Origin of the sequence: Acinetobacter sp. YH12027, from assembly GCF_013420085.1 — a bacterium.
GTDB classification, from domain to species: Bacteria; Pseudomonadota; Gammaproteobacteria; order Pseudomonadales; family Moraxellaceae; genus Acinetobacter; species Acinetobacter amyesii.
Genome location: NZ_VOYW01000017.1, coordinates 37,605 through 59,856 on the forward strand (window position 1 = coordinate 37,605; position 22,252 = coordinate 59,856).

At 40.0% G+C, this 22,252-nt stretch carries 19 protein-coding genes; 14 read left to right on the plus strand and 5 right to left on the minus strand.

Annotated features, from left to right (window positions below; translation table 11 throughout):
* Positions 1–5 precede the first annotated feature (5 nt).
* Positions 6–2,174 carry a YccS family putative transporter gene (gene yccS, locus FTT94_RS08040; RefSeq protein WP_180170570.1) on the minus strand — a complete coding sequence of 723 codons (2,169 nt, stop codon included), beginning with the start codon at positions 2,172–2,174 and terminating at the stop codon, positions 6–8.
* Positions 2,175–2,309: 135 nt separating this feature from the next.
* Between yccS and FTT94_RS08045 the strand changes: the two genes are divergently transcribed.
* The 10 genes from FTT94_RS08045 (at position 2,310) to FTT94_RS08090 (ending at position 14,332) form a co-directional block, all read left to right on the plus strand.
* Positions 2,310–3,512 (plus strand): multidrug effflux MFS transporter, encoded by a 1,203-nt coding sequence (locus FTT94_RS08045; protein WP_180170571.1) that lies wholly within the window; start codon positions 2,310–2,312, stop codon positions 3,510–3,512.
* Positions 3,513–4,156: 644 nt separating this feature from the next.
* The gene (locus tag FTT94_RS08050; RefSeq protein ID WP_180063252.1) at positions 4,157–5,434 is read left to right on the plus strand and encodes a DcaP family trimeric outer membrane transporter; all 1,278 of its coding nucleotides are present in this window, start codon (positions 4,157–4,159) and stop codon (positions 5,432–5,434) included.
* A 632-nt stretch (positions 5,435–6,066) separates the two neighbouring features.
* A complete protein-coding gene (gene gltS, locus FTT94_RS08055) occupies positions 6,067–7,308 on the plus strand; it encodes a sodium/glutamate symporter (RefSeq protein WP_180170572.1) in 1,242 nt (413 codons plus the stop codon).
* A 59-nt stretch (positions 7,309–7,367) separates the two neighbouring features.
* Positions 7,368–8,843: a sodium:alanine symporter family protein gene (locus FTT94_RS08060; protein WP_180025826.1), complete on the plus strand. Its 1,476-nt coding sequence runs from the start codon at positions 7,368–7,370 to the stop codon at positions 8,841–8,843.
* Between the two features lie 242 nt (positions 8,844–9,085).
* The gene (locus tag FTT94_RS08065) at positions 9,086–10,078 is read left to right on the plus strand and encodes a patatin-like phospholipase family protein (protein ID WP_180170573.1); all 993 of its coding nucleotides are present in this window, start codon (positions 9,086–9,088) and stop codon (positions 10,076–10,078) included.
* Positions 10,079–10,464: 386 nt separating this feature from the next.
* A complete protein-coding gene (locus FTT94_RS08070) occupies positions 10,465–10,641 on the plus strand; it encodes a hypothetical protein (RefSeq protein ID WP_171263721.1) in 177 nt (58 codons plus the stop codon).
* Between the two features lie 281 nt (positions 10,642–10,922).
* Positions 10,923–11,444 carry an acyl-CoA thioesterase gene (locus FTT94_RS08075; RefSeq protein ID WP_078191431.1) on the plus strand — a complete coding sequence of 174 codons (522 nt, stop codon included), beginning with the start codon at positions 10,923–10,925 and terminating at the stop codon, positions 11,442–11,444.
* 196 nt (positions 11,445–11,640) lie between these two features.
* Positions 11,641–12,237 (plus strand): TetR/AcrR family transcriptional regulator, encoded by a 597-nt coding sequence (locus FTT94_RS08080; RefSeq protein WP_180021243.1) that lies wholly within the window; start codon positions 11,641–11,643, stop codon positions 12,235–12,237.
* Complete coding sequence (locus FTT94_RS08085) at positions 12,234–13,439, plus strand: MFS transporter (protein ID WP_180170574.1); 1,206 nt, start codon at positions 12,234–12,236, stop codon at positions 13,437–13,439. The genes FTT94_RS08080 and FTT94_RS08085 overlap by 4 nt, the downstream gene beginning before the upstream one ends.
* Positions 13,439–14,332 (plus strand): LysR substrate-binding domain-containing protein, encoded by an 894-nt coding sequence (locus tag FTT94_RS08090; protein ID WP_078191428.1) that lies wholly within the window; start codon positions 13,439–13,441, stop codon positions 14,330–14,332. The genes FTT94_RS08085 and FTT94_RS08090 overlap by 1 nt, the downstream gene beginning before the upstream one ends.
* A 120-nt stretch (positions 14,333–14,452) precedes the next feature.
* Here FTT94_RS08090 and FTT94_RS08095 read toward each other — a convergent pair whose 3' ends face one another.
* A complete protein-coding gene (locus FTT94_RS08095; RefSeq protein ID WP_180170575.1) occupies positions 14,453–15,361 on the minus strand; it encodes a DUF4349 domain-containing protein in 909 nt (302 codons plus the stop codon).
* A gap of 215 nt (positions 15,362–15,576) precedes the next feature.
* Between FTT94_RS08095 and FTT94_RS08100 the strand changes: the two genes are divergently transcribed.
* Positions 15,577–16,185 (plus strand): glutathione S-transferase family protein, encoded by a 609-nt coding sequence (locus FTT94_RS08100; RefSeq protein ID WP_180170587.1) that lies wholly within the window; start codon positions 15,577–15,579, stop codon positions 16,183–16,185.
* Positions 16,186–16,359: 174 nt separating this feature from the next.
* Here the strand turns inward: FTT94_RS08100 and FTT94_RS08105 are convergent, their stop codons facing one another.
* From FTT94_RS08105 to FTT94_RS08115, 3 genes are all read right to left on the minus strand, one after another.
* A complete protein-coding gene (locus FTT94_RS08105; RefSeq protein WP_180170576.1) occupies positions 16,360–17,040 on the minus strand; it encodes a hypothetical protein in 681 nt (226 codons plus the stop codon).
* Positions 17,041–17,162: 122 nt separating this feature from the next.
* Positions 17,163–18,767: a bifunctional 3-(3-hydroxy-phenyl)propionate/3-hydroxycinnamic acid hydroxylase gene (locus tag FTT94_RS08110; RefSeq protein WP_180170577.1), complete on the minus strand. Its 1,605-nt coding sequence runs from the start codon at positions 18,765–18,767 to the stop codon at positions 17,163–17,165.
* A gap of 343 nt (positions 18,768–19,110) precedes the next feature.
* A complete protein-coding gene (locus FTT94_RS08115) occupies positions 19,111–19,332 on the minus strand; it encodes a hypothetical protein (RefSeq protein WP_078191424.1) in 222 nt (73 codons plus the stop codon).
* A 567-nt stretch (positions 19,333–19,899) separates the two neighbouring features.
* Between FTT94_RS08115 and FTT94_RS08120 the strand changes: the two genes are divergently transcribed.
* From FTT94_RS08120 to FTT94_RS08130, 3 genes are all read left to right on the plus strand, one after another.
* Complete coding sequence (locus FTT94_RS08120; protein WP_180170578.1) at positions 19,900–20,913, plus strand: GTP-binding protein; 1,014 nt, start codon at positions 19,900–19,902, stop codon at positions 20,911–20,913.
* A gap of 65 nt (positions 20,914–20,978) precedes the next feature.
* A complete protein-coding gene (locus tag FTT94_RS08125) occupies positions 20,979–21,509 on the plus strand; it encodes a YaeQ family protein (protein WP_078191423.1) in 531 nt (176 codons plus the stop codon).
* A gap of 114 nt (positions 21,510–21,623) precedes the next feature.
* A complete protein-coding gene (locus FTT94_RS08130; protein ID WP_180007545.1) occupies positions 21,624–22,247 on the plus strand; it encodes an MgtC/SapB family protein in 624 nt (207 codons plus the stop codon).
* The last annotated feature ends 5 nt before the right edge of the window (positions 22,248–22,252 follow it).

Here is a 22,252-nt window from a genome sequence, read left to right on the forward strand (position 1 = left end):
CCAAATTATAGCGAAGCCAGTTCAGTCGATGCTTGATCATGCTCATGACTGAGATTTTGTTTCAATTGGCTAAATTGGTTCAACACGTTAAACATCAACGAAAGCTGTTGTAGCACGATTAAGGATTTTTGATCTTCCTTACTATTTTGTGACAAACGCTGACGGATTTCTTGCAACATATTTTGCGCAGATAAGTCTGGAACTTCGTCACGCAGCAATGCACCTTGAATGTCATCTGTGGCTTTATCCAATAAGGTTAAGACCTGTTGGTCTTGAATTTTTTCACGATGCGCACCTAAGGCCGCGATATAACTAATAAAGGTGTGATTGAGACACAAAAACTCAAAGGCTAAAGCTTTTTGAGTCGGATCGGTATCGGGTTCGGTGGCTAATGTGGAAATCAGTGATGCTACTTCTGCATCGGTATTATGTGCTGCACGACGGACCACACGATAATTCAAGCCGTTATTACGACCAGATTTGTATTGTTCAACCACTTCGGCCAAATAATCACACTGCGCTTGAATAGAGCGACTGATGGTCCGAGGTAGGCGACGGAACTTCCAGTCTGGGAAAATGAAACTCACACCAAACCATGCCAAGGCACAACCAATCAGTGTATCAATCATACGCGGCATAGCTGCGGCAAAACCCATGCCATCTAAGTTAAAGTTGATCAGCGCCAAAATGGTAATAAATGCAGTGGCTTGTGCATATTGCTTACTGCGTAATTCAAAAAACAGCACGCCACTTAAAATGAGTAGCAGTAACTGACCTTCGACAGAAGGAACAAAATATAAAATCGCATAACCTAAAATAATCCCGACCAATGTGCCAATGATACGTAAATAGAGGCGGCGCTTGGTGGCGTTAAAGTTTGGCTGGCTGACAAACAGGGCAGTCAATAAAATCCAATAGCCATAACTGATATTGGTCACTTGGACAAAAATATAACCAATAAATAAGACAGTCGATAAACGCACAGCATGACGGAACAGCACCGATTCAGGGCTCAAATGTTGTTTGAATCGAATGACGATGTCGTCCCAACCTTTTAAATCATCATCTTTTAAACGATTTTCAATCAGGGCTTGTCGGTCAATATAACGCTCGGTTTCGACATTACGTAATTGCGCATCGATGCCTTTTAGGTTTTGGTATAAAGCAAATAAAGAGTTGATCCAGACTTCATCGTATTTTTGTTCTTCACGCAGCTTTTCGAGTGACAATTTTAGATTGTGGAACGCATGTTTAAAACGTTGATTATGATGATAAGGTTTTCGCTGTAAGATACTGATACTCAAATCTTTACAAGCTTTACCTTGAATCGAAAGCACGCGTTGAAAGCGAAATAAAATATCACTATGTTCAAAAATACGGGTCAATTTTTGATAATCAATATGCGCGGAATCGGCACGTTCATGAATGTCTTGCGCGACAAAATAATATTGCAGGCTACGACGCGTATCTTTTTGTCCACGGTCACCTTTTAAACGCGTTAATAAGGCCGTTTTCATATCGTTGAAAATGCCAATTAATTTGCCATTTTCGAGCGATAGCTCAATCAAACTTTGCTGGTAACTTTCTGGTGTCATATCGACATCAAACAAGTTAGATTTTGCAAATAAGAAGTCACCTAGAGATGAATAGCTTTGCGCCAATTTGTCCTGAACTTGACGTACAGGAAACAGTAGAAAGCTCAAAGTCGAAAGCAGTCCATACCACATCGCACCGATGACCAATAAACCTGCTTGTGTATACCAATTTTCAAAAAGTTCGACCCCTAGCATGGAATACACGGAGATCACCAGACAGCCATAAGAAATAGTGGCATAGCGACGACCCAATGAACCCAAAAGAATCCAACCAATACAAGAAACGATCAGCCCCAATGCAAATAAAATCGGATGCGGGAACAACAGATAAATGGATACCGCAGTAACAAAGAACCCAATATAAGTATAAATTTGATTGAGCACGCGGACTGAAAAGCGGTCATCGATATCACTTAGACCTGCGGCAACCACACCCAAGGTGAGGGGAATGGTCATCAATTGCTGATCTAAAAAATATGGGACAAAGGCTGTTCCTGCGAAGGCAATGACCATGCGCAAGTTATACATAAAGGTCGTGTTATAGGTTGCTTGTTTCAGTCGTGCGAGCCAGGCGTTCAAAATTTTTCCTTTGCTAAAGCGATGGGGCAGTAAGCAATGTGTATCGTGTGAATTTTCACATTGAAGCCAAGAAATAATACTATGTGCAGTGTAAACTTGTCTGCAAAACTTGCTTGCGATAAATGAATTATTCTTATGAAAAGGGTCGAATCACAAAAGGAATTTTCTCAACGCTGGATTGTCTTGTTGGCGTTGCTCACTGCTTTAGGTCCACTTTCAATCGATATGTATTTACCGGCTTTGCCTCAAATGGCTGACGATTTTGGTGTCACAACCCAACAAGTAGCCAATAGTCTTCCAGCGTATTTCTTGGGTTTGGCGATTGGGCAGTTAATTTACGGGCCGGTCAGCGACCGCATTGGGCGTAAAACACCGCTATATTTCGGTTTGGTTTTATATATTTGTGCCAGTTTTCTGTGTGTCTTTGCCAATAGTGAATGGAGCTTGATCGCGGCTCGCGTTCTGCAAGCCTTGGGTGGCTGTGTCGGTGTGGTGATTGCTCGTGCCGCAATTCGTGATCGCTTAAGTATGCAAGCTTCTGCTCAAGCCTTTGCCAGTATGATGATCGTGACAACAATTGCACCAATCATTGCACCTACTTTAGGCGCATGGGTTTTGCAGGTGTTTGAATGGCAATACATATTTGCGGTATTGGTGCTTGTCGGTATTTTTTGTCTTTTCTGTGTACATTTTTTCTTTCAAGAAACCCTGCCCGTCGAGCGACGTTTAAACTTAAGTTTAAAGCAAGTCTTAGGTTTATATGGTGCGATTTTACAGGACGAAACTTTCCGTAAACCGATGCTCACAGGCTGTTTTTCTGGCGCAATTTTATTTTGTTATATCAGTGGCTCATCTGCCATTTTAATGGATGGTTATGGTCTGAGCCAACAGCAATTTGCTTATGTATTTGGTGCGAATGCTTTAGGGATTATGGTGTTTTCGACCCTCAACAAGAAACTTGCAAATCGACTGGATGTTCGCCATCGTTTGCAATTGGGTAATGCACTTCAATTGTGTGGTGTGCTGATCTTATTGGCGGCAGGATTATTTAATCTTTCCTCTATCATTGTTGTAATGTTGGGCATGTTCTTATGTGTTGCTTCAATCGGCTTCACTGGTCCAAATGCGATGGCATTGGCGATGTCTGAACAAGGCTCACGAGCTGGCACAGCCAGTGCAATCATGGGAAGTATGCAATTTGCCTGTGGTCTATTGGCCGGAGTGTTTTTGAACTTTTTAGTATGGTCAGCGCTAATCAATATGGCTCTGATTATGCTGCTATTTGTGGTTGTTGCAATGTTCACCATGCGTAGTTTAAAAGCTTCAGCCATGGGTTGAACTAAATGCAGGTGATGACGTTTAGCAGGTCTGACTTAAACGTCGGTCATCAACGTACGTGTATTATTGATCAAATATCCGCGTCACTCATTATAAATGTTCATCATTCATAACTTTCAATGAGGGCGCTATTTATCGCACCTTGAGCTCAATTGCTGTTTGCTCGAAATTTATCTCTAAACCATCATCCACTTGAAAATAAAAAGTGAAACGGTGGATCGCTGTTGTCCCACTCGAATGAAATAGAGCAACTGATAAATAAGTATTATTTGCATTAAACACAGTGCTTTATGCTGAATCACTATCTATCGAATGCCTCTATCGGTAATGTGTCGGATTTTATCGTTTTTATGACATACCTATAGAGTATGGATTTTTACCTTTAAGGTATGGGTATTGAGCTTTTTTGCCATCTGAATCGGCTAAGTCTGAATTTTAACTAAATATTTCAGTCTATTTTCAGTGATGGATTCAGCGTTTTTGCTTTTTGCTTTCAAGTATTTCGTTATTAAGGGCTGCAAGTTGGGACTTTAATGCGACTAAAGCACGGATATGCAGCTTGAAATTTGTCCGCTCAAATAGGCGAATAACAAAGCGCCCAGAGTTAGGGCATACAACAATGACAGGACAATAGAGAGCTTAGGATGAAAACTCAAACTGTATTCCACCCAATGAAAACCCTTGTTGTTGCCATGAGTTTGGCTACGGTCTCAATGGCTCATGCAGGCAGCAATACTTCTGAAATTGAACAATTACGTGCAGAAGTCGCAGAACTAAAAAGTTTGATTAAAGCGCAGCAGCAAGTTCAACAACAGCAACAAACAGAGATTCAGCAAGTTAAAGCGCGTCCTGTTGCACCACCGCCACCAGCTACTCCAGCGGCAAGCTTGAAATCTAAAGCAGGTGCAGATGTAAATCTTTACGGTTTTGTTCGTGGTGATGCGAACTACATCATTGAAGGTGCGGATAACGACTTTAACAGCGTACATACATCAACTGGTGCGACAAAAGACAAATTGCGCGCGACTGCTAAAACAACGCGTTTTGGTTTAGATTTTACCGCACCAGTGGGTGGCGATAATAAAGTCGGCGGTAAAATTGAAGTCGACTTTGCAGATGCGAGTGGTTCAAATGATGGACTTCGCTTACGTCACGGTTACTTAACCTTTAACAACTGGTTATTTGGTCAAACGACATCTAACTTCTTATCTAGCCATGCACCAGAAATGATTGATTTCAATACAAACTTGGGTGGTGGTACTACACGTATTCCTCAAGTTCGTTATAACTACAAATTAGCTCCAGATACTCAATTATTTGTTTCTGCGGAAGAAGGGGATAGTAAAGGGACTGTTGCTGCAGATCCGACATATCGCCTTCCAAACTTAACTGCCAAAGTGACTCAAGGTTTTGCAGCAGGTAAAGGCACAGCTTCAGCTCGTGCATTGGTTGAAAACTACAAATCTAAAGTTGCGGATGATACAGAAACAGCTTGGGGTGTAGCAGCGGGTGCATCTTATGCAGTGACTGATCAATTGAAATTGAATGGTGATGTCTCGTATACGGAAGGCAACAGCAACTATTTATATGGTTCTAACTCGGCTTACTCTGTGGTAGATGGCAACATCGAGCAAAACAAATTCACTGCTGTACAAGTGGGTGCAACTTATAAGTTTAATGAAAAACTACGTTCGACTTTAGCTTACGGCGCGCTATTTGCGGATGATGGCAGCGCGTATGCGAAAGATGAATCTAACTCAAATGCGAATGAAGAAGCACAGCAAGCTTGGTTAAATGTGATTTATACACCAGTGAAACCAATTGATTTAGGTGTTGAATATGTGAATGGTAAACGTGAAGCGTTTACAGGGAAAACATATAAAGATAACCGCGTTGGCTTAATGGCTAAATATAGCTTCTAAGCTCAAATCATCGATCAGAATCGATCAAAAAAGCCTGACTTAGTTCAGGCTTTTTTGTTTAAACAGAGGATGTATTAACACAAATGAACTCACAGCACTAAACAGATAGATTCATTAAATCGCCTGAGTCATGATGTCGTACTGGTTAAAGCAGGCGTTGAACCACGTACAGTATATGGATTACGCTTAAATCTTTAATATTTTATATAGATTAAAAATGCGAATGTATTTAAATAAAAACAATTAGATATAACTTTAAATTATAGGAAAATTAACTTTTTGTAATAAAAAATACTGAAATTTTATTGTTCAGGCTGCATAATGTGCGACTTTTCAGAAATAGTGCGAAACAGTACAGACATACACAATGTTCTGTCATTAAATTTGCTTCATTTGAGGCTGTTTCTCAATTTAAAACTTTTAGCGATTTGTTAGTCATTTTGAGTTGATTTTTAAAGCTCAGACTTACTTATTTGAATCAGATGATGAATATTTTTCAAACTCTTTAGCTTGAGTCGTTTAATTGCATTATTGATTTGAAATTACAAAATGTAGTTGTATTTCAGACCATAAAGGCAGCTAATGCTGATAGAAGAGCTTTAAAAATATTCAAATAATTTTGGACAAATTATATGGAATTTAGTTTTAATGCGTTTTATACCTTAATCGCAGCGGTAATTGTGCTTTTGTTGGGACGGTTTCTTGTTAATCGTATTGGTTTTTTAGGCCGATATAACATTCCAGAGCCTGTTGCCGGTGGTTTAGTTGCAGCGATTATTTCTTTAGTAGTACACAGTCTTTGGGGCTATAGCATTACAACGAGTAGTGAATTACAAACCAGTTTTATGCTGATTTTCTTCGCTTCTATTGGCTTAAGTGCAAACTTTGCCAAATTAAAAGAGGGCGGAATCGGCTTGGTCATCTTTATCGTCGCTGTTGCTTCATTCATCATGGTGCAGAACCTCGTAGGTATCAGTCTTGCGACGGTGCTAGGTATTGACCCTCTTATTGGTTTGATTGCAGGTTCTATTACCCTTACCGGTGGTCATGGTACTGCAGGCGCATGGGGTGAAATTTTAGAAGTTCAACATGGCATTCAAGGTGCATTAGCCTTAGGTATGGCAAGTGCGACATTTGGTTTGATTATTGGCGGTATTATCGGTGGTCCACTGGCGAAGCTATTAATTAACCGCTATCAACTTGCAACGCCTCGTACTCATGAACAAATTGAAAAAAGTGATAACACTCCTCTAGCAGATATTAATTCAACAGAATATGTACCGTTTGAATATCCGCATCGAGTTCGCCTTATTACAGCCGATAATGCAATTACCACATTAGGTTTATTTGCAGGGTGTTTAGCATTTGCGGACTTCATGACAGGTTTTAGTAAAGGTACTGTATTTGAATTACCGACATTTGTTTGGGCACTGGCTGGCGGCGTAATTTTACGAAATGTACTGGAAGGTATTTTCCGTGTACAAATTTTCGACCGCGCTATCGATGTATTTGGTAATGCATCTCTATCTTTGTATTTGGCGATGGCATTGTTGTCATTAAAGTTATGGCAATTATCCGATCTCGCTGGCCCACTTGTAGTCATTTTGGGTGCACAAATGCTGACGATGGCTTTGTATGCTGCTTTTGTGACTTTCCGTGTCATGGGTAAAAACTATGATGCTGCTGTTTTATCAGCAGGTCACTGTGGTTTTGGTATGGGTGCAACGCCGACGGCTGTGGCAAATATGCAAGCGATTACAAATATGTATGGCCCTTCACATAAGGCATTCTTAATTGTGCCGCTATGTGGTGCATTCTTTGTTGACTTAATTAATGCGACGGTTATTCAATTAATTCTCAAATTTTTCGCTTAATTCTACAAAGGCTCTAATTTAGAGCCTTTGTTTTTGTATTCGCATTTTAGGTATTGATTATGGATGAACAATTAAATGCAACTCTCATGGGCTGGGTCAAAGTTTTTAATGATCCGCTTTGGGATTTCTTAGTCGTATTCTTAGTGGCGGTTGGTATTTTCTATACCTTAATCACTGGCGCAGTTCAGATTCGTCTATTTTTTCATAGTATTAAAGTGATGAAATCTAGCCGTAAAGAAGGCGATGATGAACATGGGATTACACCATTCCAAGCCTTTGTGACGGGACTGGCCAGTCGTGTCGGCGTAGGTAATGTCGCAGGTGTTGCAATTGCGATTGCAATTGGTGGGCCAGGTGCAGTGTTTTGGATGTGGTTTACCGCATTTTTAGGGATGAGTTCAGCATTTGTGGAATCTTCACTTGCACAGCTCTTTAAAGTGCGTGATACGCAAAATCAGCAATTCCGTGGTGGACCAGCGTATTACATTACACAAGGTTTAAAGCAAAAGTGGTTGGGTGTGGTTTTTGCCATCGCGCTGATTTCAACCTATGGTTTTGTCTTTAATGCGGTGCAAGCCAATGCGATTACAGGTGCGACCTCACATGCGTGGGGCTGGGATAAAGCCAACATCATTTTAGACTTAGGTGGTTTCGGTTTTGAAATCTCTTGGGTGGGCTTATTCTTGGTGCTCATAACTGCGCTGATTATTTTTGGCGGGATTAAACGGATCGCCAAAGTTGCAGAAAGATTTGTGCCCTTTATGGCTTTGCTTTATCTCGCAGTTGCTTTCTATGTTGCATTTGCTAACTTTGCGATTCTCCCAGATATTTTCCAGTTAATTTTCAGTAAAGCCTTTGAATTTGATGCAGCAGCAGGTGGTTTTTTCGGTGCTATGGTTTCTATGGCAATGATGCAAGGGATTAAACGTGGTTTATTCTCCAATGAAGCCGGTATGGGTTCTGCACCCAATGCTGCGGCAGCATCAGACGTTAAACACCCAGTCAATCAAGGCTTAGTTCAAATGCTCGGTGTATTTGTCGACACATTTGTGGTGTGTACCTGTACGGCCATCATTATTTTGGCGTCCGGTTTGTATGAAAATGCAGGCTTTGAAGGCGTTGCTTTGACGCAAATGGCGCTTGAAAGCCAGATTGGCGCATGGGGAGATGACTTCCTTGCTATTATCTTGTTCTTATTCGCTTATTCTTCAGTAATCGGTAACTATGCTTATGCTGAAGGTAATGTGCAGTTTATCAATAACAATCCTAAGGTCATGTTTGTATTCCGCGTATTCGTCCTCATGATGGTGTACTTTGGTTCAATCATGAGTGTGCCTCTGATTTGGAACTTAGCGGATCTCTTCATGGGCGTGATGGCGAGTATTAACCTCTTTGCAATTTTATTGCTGACTCCATTCTTATTGATGTTGATGAAAGACTACACCTCACAGTTAAAACGTGGTGTAAAAGAGCCAGTGTTTAAGATGGATGAACATCCAAAATATAAGGATCGTGTTAATTCCGATATTTGGTAAAGTCAAAAATTAACTTTAAAAAGCTCCGTTATCGGGGCTTTTTTTGCTAGACAATGTTTTGGATCTTGATGTGGAAATTCTGCTAGACACTGAAATTTTGACAGCCAATGACTTTCTAGGTTGTATGTCAATATAATGTGCATCGGTCAGAGGCATTAACGAATAATAACAGTGACGTGAATGTGGACTGATTAGACTACTTTTTCTCTTCAAATCTCGAGTTGCATTTGGAATATCTCTCAATGAAAAGCATAACTGTTTTGATGACTGCATTCGCAATCAGCCTTGTAGGTTGTCAAAGTGTGGGCTCAAAAAAGGTCAGCGCTGAAATATCCACACAAATTCGAACTTATACAGCAGCACCTGCTCAAGTGGCGAATAACCGCATTGACTTTAAAAAAGTGAAAAAGCAGGAAAAGCGTCCGATTGTTGCTTTGGTTTTAGGGAGTGGTGGGGCACGTGGTTATGCACACATTGGCGCCATTCAGATACTTGAACAGCAGGGAATACACCCAGATTTCATTGTTGGAACCAGTGCGGGTAGCATTGTGGGTTCAATCTATGCATCAGGTAAAAGTGCCAATGAGTTAAGAGATATCGCCTTAAATATGAAAGCCAATGATGTTCGAGAAATACGCTTGGACAAAAAAGGCTTTTTTGACGGTAAAAAAGTTGAAGATTATATCAATGAGCAAGTTGATGACGTGCCTTTAGAGTTGCTAAAAACCCCAATGTATGTGGTGGCAACCGAGTTAAAGAATGGCAAAAAAGTCGTGTTCAACTATGGCAATACGGGGCAGGCTGTTCGTGCTTCGGTGTCGATTCCAAGTATGTTCATTCCCACGATTATTGAAGACACAGAATATGTTGATGGCGGATTGGTCAGCCCTGTTCCTGTGGACGTTGCACGCGATTTAGGGGCAGATATTATTATTGCGGTGGATATTTTGGCACGACCAATTCATACCGAAACGTCGAATGTTTGGGGCTTGTTTAACCAAAATATCAATATTATGCAAAATCGTTTAGCTCAAGAAGAGCTCAAGCGAGCAGACATTGTGATTCAACCTGATTTACGTGAAAAAGCACATATATTTGATGTGAAAGGGCGTGAAACGACGATGCTTGCAGGTGAAGAGGCGACCTTAGAAAAACTTGGAGAGATTTCTCGGGTTTATGCTGAACATCAATACAGCAAGGGGCATCATATTCCTTATTTAGCAGCCAAAGATTAGGCAGGTACGATCAGCAAATTGATATGCATCCTGTTCACCTCTCAGGGTGCATTTTTATTTCAGCAAAGCATTTTAATTTTTGCTCTCAGCTTTTCCCATGCTCAATAGTATCCAGTAATCATTAATATATTGGATGTTGATTGGTTTTAGGTCTTAATCACAAGATTTGCCAAATATAAAAATCGTAATGATAAGAAAATATACAGTTAATTATTTGAAATTAATTAAGAAAATCATATTAATTGGTTTTACGTAGATTTTAAGAGTATATACCTATATTAGCGTTTTTATTCATGTGCTTACGTTTACCAATACTGTTGAAGTGTTTAGAATATCATCAGGTTATTAATACTTAAAACCAATAAATATTTTAAAGGTGGCTGTAGATGAAAACGCTTGATGTAGGACAAAAAGTAAAGCTTGCGATGATGGAAGATAACGTATTTATTGTCACTCATGTACATGTAGATAATTCTTACACGCTAGAAAGTACCAATGATGGTGGACAAAAAACCAGCTATGACAACGTATCTTTCGAGATGTTAAAAGTCTTAGAAGATTAAGTTTAATGCCGTGCTATGTTGAATCGATGGAACAACGCGTTTTAATGAATATGTTTTAAATATAAAACACAGCATAGCTTGGATTAAAAAACTGATAGATAGCGTGATAAATACTTGTTTATCGGGTGTATATCGTTATCGATATATATTTTACTGAATGATGGTATGATCACTATAAATAATAATGATGGTTTTTTTGCCGATTTGAACATTTAATTTTGATTAAAATCTATATAATAATCACATTAATCATTGTTATATCACGAGTCTAGAGAAACAAGATGTCCCCATTAGATCAAATTGCGAATGCACTAGACGACCAGTCAGAATTATCGATGTCAGTTTTAATGACTCCTGACATGGCGAATTTTTCGGGTAATGTGCATGGTGGAACGATTCTAAAATTGTTAGACCAAGTCGCGTATGCTTGTGCAAGTCGCTATTCTGGTAGCTACGTGGTGACACTATCAGTTGATAAAGTAAATTTTAAAGAACCAATTCACGTGGGTGAGTTAGTGACTTTCCTTGCAAGTGTGAACCATGTAGGTCGTACTTCTATGGAAATTGGTATTCGTGTTGAAGCGCAGAACATTCAAAAACGTACAGTGCGTCATACCAATAGTTGCTATTTCACAATGGTTGCTGTTGATGATCAAGGTAAACCAAAACAAATTCCGGCATTGAATCTAGATAATGACTGGAAACGTTGTCGTTTCGAAGCTGCGGAACATCGTAAAGTGGCACGTTTACAGGAAAATCATCATCCTTCTTGCAGTATTTATAAAAAGTCGACACAAAGCTAATCGCTTTGGTGGCTGAATATTTGAAAAGATCGCTTTGGCGATCTTTTTTTTATTCTGAAATTCGTCTGGAGAGTGCAGTTGGGATTTGAATTCCGAGTGTGCGACTAAAGTTTATTCTTCACAGCTCAGTTAATGATAGTCATTCAGTCCAATACTGTTTAATATAAAACGATACGTAGCGTTTCGTTTTTAAATTATGAGTGAAACTGAAAAAACTTCTCGGCGTAAGCAATGTATCTTACAAGCGGTCACAGATGCTTTGGCGGAAAGTGATTATCGAAGCATGACCATTGAAGATATTGCCGCTCGCGCAGGCGTTGGAAAATCGACGATTTACCGTTGGTGGAAGCATAAGTCCGATCTGGTTTTCGATGCTTTTAAAGCGCACACCGCCTCGGTGTTTGAACTCGATTTATCACAAAGTTTAGAGTTCAATCTAAATCAACAATTGCTCAAATTATCACGGGCTTTAAATCAGCACGTGGGTCGAGCATTGCTAGTGGTTTTGGCAGAGCATCGTGAAGCAGCAGGTGAGTTTTTTAAACAGTATTTGTTACCTCGACGTGAAGCGACACGTGAGCTGATCCAATTGGCCATTCAACGAGGCGAAATTCGCGCGGATTATCCTTTCGAACTCATGTTGGATATGTTGTATGGCCCGATTCATTATCAGATCATTTTCTTTAACACTCAGCCAGATGAAGACTATATCAAGCGACTGGTGCAGTTGGCGCTAAACCCGATTTTTACGCAGTCCCAAGCCACGCGTAGCAGCGAGGCAATGACCTCATGACTACTCAACATCAGGCATCGTTATGGAACAAGTCTTTTGTTTTTTGTCTGTGTAATAACTTGTTTTTATTTAGCTATTACTTTGCGCTGCTGACCATATTACCCATTTATATTATGAAAGAATTGGGTGGTTCGATTCAGCAAGCGGGTATGGCTTTAACGCTGTTTTTGGTGTCATCCATTGCGATTCGTCCCTTTTCCGGCATGATCATTGAGCGTTTTGGTAAAGCCAATTCTGTACGTATTTCAGGCTTTATTTTTGTCGTTTTTGCGCTGAGTTATTTGTGGATTGACAGCATGTGGTCGTTGTTGGTCATTCGTTTTTTACATGGTTTTTGGTTCAGTATATTAACCACGGTCAATGTTCCCATCGTAAATGATTACATCCCAGATCATCGAAAGGGTGAAGGCATGGGCTACTTTGTCATGTCGACCAACTTAGGCGTGGTGATCGGGCCATTTTTAGCGCTGAGTATGATTCAATTCAGCAGTTTTAGTACCTTATTTGCAGTATTAGCCTTATTGGTTGCAGTGGGCTATATTTTTACGTGGTTAGTTCAAATACAAGAATACGTACAGCATAAATCAAGTGATCAAGCGAGCCAATCCGCAGCCATCCAATGGCGTGATGTGATTGAAACACGAGTACTTGCCATCAGTTTTGTGGCACTACTAACTGCGTTTGCATATTCGAGTGTGATGAGTTTTATCACCGCTTATGCAGAGTTGAAGCATTTACTCGCTTATACCAGTATCTTTTTTATTGTCTTTGCTGTGTCGATGTTGATCGTCCGTCCTTGGGTTGGCAAAGTTTATGATCGCAAAGGCCCGAGTGCAGTCATCTATCCATCCTTTATTTGCTTTGCCATTGGTTTGGTGATTGTGAGTTTTCTCACGAATCAATGGGTGCTTTGGATATCGGCCGTTTTTATGGGCATCGGCTACGGTTCAGTTTTCCCATGCCTGCAAACGGTCGCGATTCAAACGGTAGAAAAAGCCCGAATGGGACATGCAATATCCACCTTTTTTGCCTTGTTTGATATTGGCCTTGCTGTCGGTTCGGTCATTATGGGTGTGCTGATTGCATACTTTGGATTTCAGGCAACCTATTTATTTTGTGCAGTGATGGTGCTGTTCACTTTGTGGATGTATCGTCTATTCGTGGCAAACCAATTTAAACGCAGTGCTTTAGGAGCTGAATAATGGAATTACGACATCTACGATATTTTGTTGCGGTTGCCGAAGAGCTAAATTTTACTAAGGCTGCGCAGCGAATGTGTACTGTGCAACCTTCTTTAAGTCAGCAAATTAAAGACTTAGAACAGGAAGTTGGGGTGCAATTATTGATGCGAACCAACCGAAAAGTTGAGCTGACTGCAGAAGGTCAGGCCTTTTTAAAAGAAGCGCGTTTGAGTTTAGAGCATGCTGAAAAAGCCATGATAGATGCGCGTCAAATTGCGCAGCTCAGTAAAGAACAACTGAATATCGGCTTTGTTCCTGTGGCTGAAATGAAGGTCTTTCCTTATATCATGCCGAATATCCGTGCTCAGTTTCCTGAGTTGAAAATTCATTTTCATAGTTTAATGGATGTCGATCAGATCAGTGCAGTACGTAAAGGAGAGATTGATATTGCCTTTACCCGTTATGTCGAAGAAAGCCCTGATATAGAATCTGTTCAGATTTTTACTGAGCCTTTGGCGTTGATTGTACCGAAAAATTCGCCTGTAGCAGAACAGCGGCATATCAGCATTAAAAACATGAATAATCAGGATTTTATTATTAGTGATGAACATTCATCACCTGAGCTATACCGAATTATTCAAGATTTCTTTAAGCAAAATAAACTGAATGTGAACTTGGTGCAGCATTCGACCAATATTTTGTTAAATGTCAATTTGGTCGGTATGGGTGTCGGTTGGAGTTTAGTACCGTCTTATGTCATTCCATTGCTCGGTGATAAAATATTGGTTAAAAGTACAGTTGAACCCTTGCCGACCATTGGTCTGTATGCGAGCTATCGAAAAGATCGTAAAAATGATGCGATCGAGTTGATTTTAAAAGTATTAAAAGAGCAGTTCTATATGGGCTTTTTCTAAGCCTTTAAATATTGCCCTAAGATTTAAATGAAAAAATCTCGAATTAAGAGTTTCGGGATTTTTTTATTTATCGTATTTTTAATCAAAGACTCAATGATACATAGCCTTTGTCACTCTGATTTATTTAAACCATTTTTGTAAATAGGGTTTCATCACGCGGTAGGCAATCAAACCGATGAGTATAATCAGATAGAGTGGCCAAATCGTAATGAGAACAACCAACAGGCTCAACACAAATTGCCACCCTTTTTGTATACCGTACCATGCTCTTTGCCAGAAACTATCGCCATTTAACTGCGCAACAGCATCAAGGTTAATATCGATATGTTCACGGACAGTGGCAGGTTGAGTAAAGCTAATCACAATCGTGCTATAGCGGACACGATCTTGAACTTCTAAGCGGGTCAGGCGTGAGATTTCATTGACTTGCGCTGCTGCTACATGGTCGGGCACGACCTGTGTTTGCGACATTTTTTCTTCGAGTAGTTTTAGCTCATAGCGTTTTGCTGAATATTGCTGACGGTTCAAAAAGTGCATAAGGGGCAACAGTTGATTGACGAAATATGCAGCTTTTTCACTTGGCACACGAATGATCATTTCCGCTTGCGGATTCACTTTTTCAAAGATTTTAATTTTGCCGTCAGCAATCGGGTAGGATTGACTCTCTTGCACCACAAAGTCGATATTTTTCTGTTCAATAAAGCCACCTAAACTTAGCGTGAGTTTTTCAATTTCTAAGGCCGTTTTAACCACATCTTTCGACTCAAAACTGACATTGGCTTCTCGAACCATTTTACGAGAGGCTTCGGCTGGGTTGACCTGCTCATTTATAATAGTTTCAGGTTTCTGTGTTGTTGCAGGCGTGGTAGACGGCTCATTGGATGTGCTTTCCGCTGCTTGATCTTGCTGTGTACTGACTTGAGCAGGTTGTGCATCTGCGCTGGCTTCAGTTGCCATTTCTTCGGTTTTCTTGGAACAGCCTGAAATTAAAATCACCGTAAACATGGCAATTAAATATTTATTTTTCATCGATGTAGAGCTCAATTGTTTGATTATCAGAAAGTCGGAGTAAATACTTTTTGCTTTAAATATAAATTCAAATTTAGGGTAATTATTAGTCGGGCGTATTGTATCGGAAAGTGTTTAAAGCAGGGATGAACGCAACATAAATCTACATAAAGCCGCGTATAGTAATAGACAGAACAACAAGGATGAAAATAAGGATATCTACAATGAACCCAACAGTGAAACTCTACAGCAATCCACGCTCACGCAGTAATACCATTCTGCCTTTATTGAAAGAATTAGACATCGAGTCAGAAGTTGACATTATTGAAGTGCCATATGAAGAGATGCATCAAGCAGCATATCTCAAGATTAACCCCATGGGCAAAGTTCCTTGCTTGGTCGATGGTACTGCTGTGATCATTGAGACCGCAGCCATCTTTAGTTATTTAGCCGATAAATTCAATGAAAAAGGTTTAGCACCCGCCTTGGATGATCCAAAACGGGGTGAATATTTGAAATGGATGTTTTTCTGTCATGGTCCGTTGACTGAATATATGGACATGAAAAATGTCGGCATTAGCACTGAGTTGATGGATGAGAAACGTGGCAGTTTGAGTTTTGGTAATGAAAAAATACTTTTAGATTTTATTAAAACAGGGCTTGCGCAGGCTCATCCATATCTGTTGGGGGATAAAATTAGCGCAGCAGATTTGTATTTGGCTTATTGGATGGTGTATGCCATTTCATTCAAAATATTGCCATATTTAGATGAATTTAAACCTTTTATTCAGCTGATTCAGCAACGTGAATCGGTAAAAGATGTGCATTGGTTTCAGTCGGTTTAACTTGGATGCTTATTTGATTGTTGGCTGAACGTGGTGTTGCTATATGTCTAATCATGTAACTCTTTCTTTGGAACTACAAAGAAAGAGTTTTAAATATCAATCACTAAGATGGTAAAGCGATTTTAATTATTGCCTAGATAATGTATGGCAAATGTTGAGCTAAATTAAATAGACTCAATCATTGTTGGGTCTATTTAAAAAATCATGGGCTTCATCATCAGATAGAGGTGGGCCTAAATCTCTTTCAAGTTTGGCATATATTTCAAGCAGTCTTTTTTGATGTGGATCCATATCTAAGGCACGATGCTGCTGATATGTTAATTGATCATCAATCCAATCATAATCTTGAACCGCAGCCCCTGCGAAACTGGTTTTCAAATGGAGTTTGTAATAACCAGAAAAGTTATGTTTCTTGGTATCTAGACAGAGATACGCGAAGGTAGACCAACCACTTTCGGGAAATTTAAGGCGAGTTCGGCAGGGCTTCTTTTCTAGTGTAAATGTGGGTGAATAGACTTGGCCTTTTAGAATGATATTTTTATCTTGACCAAAATATTGAGTTTGTAATGCAAATAAAGCAAGAATCACTGTGGTGAGAAAAAAGCTGGCAATAACTGCATAAAAAAATGAAATGTATAAATGGAAGGACAAAAAATTAGATTCTTCGTTTTTGTTCACATCTTTTTCTAAGCCTAATAAATAGCAATTCAAAGAAATAAGAAAACAGAGGCAAAAAACGAAAATAGGTAACCAACTATTGGCATGAAAATGATGTATCTCTACGAAAATGAGTGAACAGATAAAAATAAAACCTAACAAACTATAAATGAATAATTTCTGAAATCTTTTTTGCATTTTGCGAAGCTTATAATTATGTATTGAACGATTATAGCATCTGATGTTTATAGTGATTGTAGAAAAAAATCACCATGCTTTATGCATGGTGATTTTTAATTCTTGCAGATCTATTTAGATTATTAAGCATGCAATTTTGCAAACAATTGTTGGCTCACGCTATCTAAATTTTGTGGAATTGCAATCGCTGCAACAAAGCGGTCTGGGCGAAGAATCGTAACAGATTCAGTGGTTTTACCAAACCAACCACGAATATCAGTACCAATATCACCAATCGTAATTACATTGTCGTACTTGGTGCGATTTTCATTGCTAAGCTGAACAGCAGGCAATACTTGGATAAATTTAACGCCCAATTTTTGCCATTTTTTTATGGTCGCATCTGACAGACCCCATTTTGGATCGACGCCCCAAGCAATGATTGCAAAGTCGTTACCGATGACTTCATCAAGTAGGACTTTCTCACCAGATTCAAGTTGAACATGTGGTTGAATGAACATTTTACCCACAGGTGAGTCTTTAACACCGTTATTGATCAATGCACCATCGTTGTACTTCGGCATTGGTTTGAAGCGCATTTCCAATAGATATTGCTTGATCGGTTTGATGTAATTGAGCGCATAGGCAATACCATCACGCACGAAACCTTGCCATTTTTTTGGTGGCGCAAGGACATGACCCGCCATTACAGAAAGATCAATCATCGCTTTGGCATGATCTTTACGTTCAACTTGGTACGTATCTAAAAGCGCAGGGCCAGCTTTGCCTTGTACAACCATTGCAACTTTCCACGCAAGGTTGAATGCATCACGCATACCACTGTTATACCCTTGACCTTGCCATACTGGCATGATGTGCGCAGCATCGCCTGCAAGTAAAATACGGTCTACACGGAATTTATCTGCAATACGGGCATTGTGGGTATAAACACGCTGACGAATCACTTCAATACCATCGGTCGTTGGAAGCACTTTCGACAATAATTTGGCAATGTTTTCAGGTTTGCTTAATTCTTCTTGAGTTTCACCAGGCATCACCATAAATTCGAAACGACGAATACCGTGTGGAAGCGCAGCAGATACATAAGGACGCACAGGGTCACAGCATAGGTAAATGTGTGGCGTTGCAAGTGGGTCGTTATTGATGTCGATCACGATCCATTGGTTCGGTGCAGTTTTACCATCGAAGCCGATGTTGAGGGTACGACGTACCACTGAGTTACCACCATCACAAGCAATCAAATACTGCGCTTGAATTTTTTCAGCTTCACCGTCTTTATTTTGAATATTTAGCGTTACACCATTGGCATCTTGGCTAAAATCAGACAATTGACGAGAGAATAAAACATTTGTGGTTTCGTACTGTTTTAAACCTTGTAGCAGTACATTATCGACTTGCGGTTGAATAAAGGCATTACGACGTGAGAAACCAAATTCACGAGTGAGCGGTTGAATGTCAGCGAAACAACGGCCTTTAGGGGTTAAGAAACGCATCGCGTGGTTCGGTGTCGTATGCGGTAACACTTGGTCCACTAAACCTAATGATTGGATGGTACGTAATGATTCATCATCAATACCAATCGCACGTGGGTAGTCAATCAGGCTGTCCAGTTGTTCAATCACAGTGACTTTGACACCTTGCTTACTTAAGTAGTTTGCAATGGTTAAGCCGACAGGACCTGCGCCCAGAATGGCAACTTCCGTTGTGTAATTTGCTTTATTGCTCATGCGTAAACATCCAATCACTTCACATATGCCACTATTAAGTTCTAAACCGAGGCTTTCAACAAGCTAGGCATAAGTCGAAACGATGAATCGAATTGTCGTGTTTTTTGCAGGGTTTTATTTTAAGTGGATGATATATATTTATTTATATGAAAATCATCAATCATTTTGAATGATTTATCGATCATTAAAATCTATTAATCAGTGGCTTTGAGCATAAAAAAGCCGAACCATTTTTCAATGATCCGGCGACTTTAATTCATTTAGCACAACATTTTATTAGTGAGGGATAAATGTTGAGCAGCAGACTAAATGAATTTAGCGTGTGGAGTACGCTATCCGTCTATTACTGAGCAGGTTGAGCTGGTGCAGAACCTTCAGCATTTGCTTCTGAAGCAGGTTGAGCAGCAGTACCTTCAGCAGCAGTTGTTTCAGTCGCTGGCTGTTCTTGAGTGCTAACCACTACTTTTTCTTGTTCAGGCGCTTCTTGTTTATCTTTGCTCGCAGCAAAACTTGTTGCAGCTGCAGCAGCTAGAGTAGAAGCAAGTAAAATTTGAGTTAATTTCATTTTGAGCATCCTTATATATTTTAGTAAGTCCTGAAAAGATCATCACGTCCATCAGGAGAGAACTCATGCTAAATCGAGAAAACCGAGTGATCAATGCGAGCAACAAAGTGAAACAGACTGGTTAACTGGATGAATACATAACCTTCCATCCTGTGTTTTAAATGTTAAAAAATATCGGAATCTTCATTTAACTTTGCAAGAAAAAATGACCAAATCGGCTTCATGATTCATTCATTGTTTACATGATGATTACATCGATGTCGTAAATAAGCAGAATCCAGAAATTTCGATAAAATCCAAATGTAAGGATTCTTTTCGATATGACCATTTTTTTTAATATAAGGGTTAACTTTGCCAATAAAGTGTGACCAGATATGTCATGCATTCATGCAAATGGAATAACAGGCTGTTTAACAGCCAGATCATCATTCAATGCCTCGGATACTAGGCTGATCTATGCTTTAGAAAAATGAAGACAGAGAAATGAACACTAAGCTTGCAGCATTTTTTTGAAATCATTATGGTAAAGGCCATTAATCATTGGCTATTTATTTGAGTGACTCACTTTTGAAATTAGTTTCTACCCACGGTGCGATTCCTGTTCATATTATTTCTGGCTTTTTAGGTGCGGGTAAAACCACAGTTTTACAGCAGTTATTGAAGCAAAAGCCAGCGGGCGAAACTTGGGCCGTACTGATGAACGAGTTTGGACAAATCGGGGTCGATCAACAGATGTTGCCGCAAGATCAGGGCTTTGCGGTCAAGGAATTATTGGGTGGTTGTCTATGTTGTAGCAGTCAACTGCCGATGCAAATTGCGTTGTCACGATTATTGTCAGAGGTGAAACCCGACCGACTGTTTATTGAGCCGACAGGTTTAGGGCATCCGGGACAACTTTTGGAGCAATTGACCGAGCCACATTGGCATCCGCATTTAGCCATGCGAGCATTGGTGACCGTGGTCGATGGCTCACGCTTACATGATCAAGATTGGACGTCACAAAACCTGTATGCCGATCAACTCAAAGTGGCACAAATCGTTGTGGTGTCTCATGTCGATTGTATGAGTGATGCCGATCAAGCTGGTTTGGAACGACTCAAACAAGCATATTTACCGTATCAGCAGCAATGGATCAATGTTGTAAAAGGTGATTTAAAACTGGCAAATATTGATCTCGCCTATGTGGGAAGTCCGCGTAAAATTCAGCCTTTATTGGCGATACAAAAGCAAATGCTGGTCGATGTGCCCACAGAAATTAAACAGTTGCCTTATCATTATGTTGAATCCGCTCAGGGCTATAGTGTCGCAGGTTGGAAACTCCCAAAACGATGGACCTTCGACTTTTTTGAGTTGTTAGATTTACTCTGTGAGCAGCAAGATTGGCTACGGATCAAAGGTATTTTTCAGACAGACCAAGGTTGGAAAACCTTTAACTTTAATCCCGATCAGTTTAATTATCAGTCGAGCGAGGAAAGTATCGATAATCGTGTCGAAATTATTTACCAGACTGAACGTGAATGGCTCGACTTTGAAGATCGATTAATGCAGTGCCGTATTGATGCCGAGAAAGCGGAGAAATAAGTAAATCAACGCAGCAAAAGCTTGCTAAATCTTATATGCTAAGCGCCAAATTTGAGGACTTTACCATGGCGCTAAAAGCTACAATTTATAAAGCAGATTTGAACATTGCCAATATGGATGTACACCAATATGGTGATTATCAATTGACGATGGCTTTGCATCCTTCTGAAACGATTGAACGTTTGATGGTACGTGTCTTGGCATATGCACGCTATGCAGATGAAGCATTAGAATTTACCAAAGATCTTTTCGAAACAGACGAACCAGCGCTGTGGGAAAAAGATTTAACAGGTCAATTGGTGAAATGGATTGAAGTCGGTTGCCCTGACGAAGACAAAGTCAAAAAAGCCAGTGCTCGTTGCCCACACGTTGCTGTGATTACCTATGGTTCTTCAGTAGACGAATGGTATAAACGCAACAGCAAACTGAAAACCCTGAAGAATGTTGAAATTTGGCAATTATCTGAAGCGAGTACAGCTGCCATTCAAGAGTTATGCGAACGAACCATGTCTTTACAATTAAATGTGATGGATGGCGAATGGACTTTGATTGGTGATAAAGCTCAAGCGGTGATTGAATGGACACAATTGCAATAAGCATTTGATGTGATTTAACTCATCACGATGGATGTGAGTTCAGGCTTGCATCCTGACTATAAAATTCGGTATATCTACAAACAATGAGAAAATTTTAAAGATGGGGAGCAGCCGATGTACCCTGATTTTTATTTGTTATTTGTGGCGCTTATGATTGGCGCTGTCATTGGTGCGGAACGTGAGTACCGAAGTAAGTCGGCAGGTCTGCGCACCATGATTATGGTCAGTTTAAGTTCATGTTTATTTACTATCTTATCGTTACGTATCGGCGTTGATAGTCATGATCGAATTGCGGCCAATATTTTGACTGGCCTCGGCTTTTTGGGTGCGGGGGTAATTTTTAAAGATGAAAATCGAATTTCAGGCATTACCACAGCAACTACCATTTGGATGACCGCTGCCTTAGGCATGGCTGCGGGAGCGGGCTATATCGTGCTGAGCTTGATTGGTACGGTGATTGTGCTGATCGTTTTAATTGTTTTGATTTATATTCAAGCGTGGATTGAAGCGAAAAACCAAGCACGGAGTTATCGTATCGTTTGTCACTTTCGACAACAAACGCTGGATGACTATGAAGAGCTGTTTAAAACCTATCAAATGCAAGTGGTTCGTAGTGTGCGACATAAAACTGAACATAAAATCAGTGGGCGTTGGATCTTAATTGGCTCTGCGACAAACCATAGAAAATTAACTCAAGATCTAATGAATGATCAGGATATTCTGGAGCTCAATTTTTAACAGCG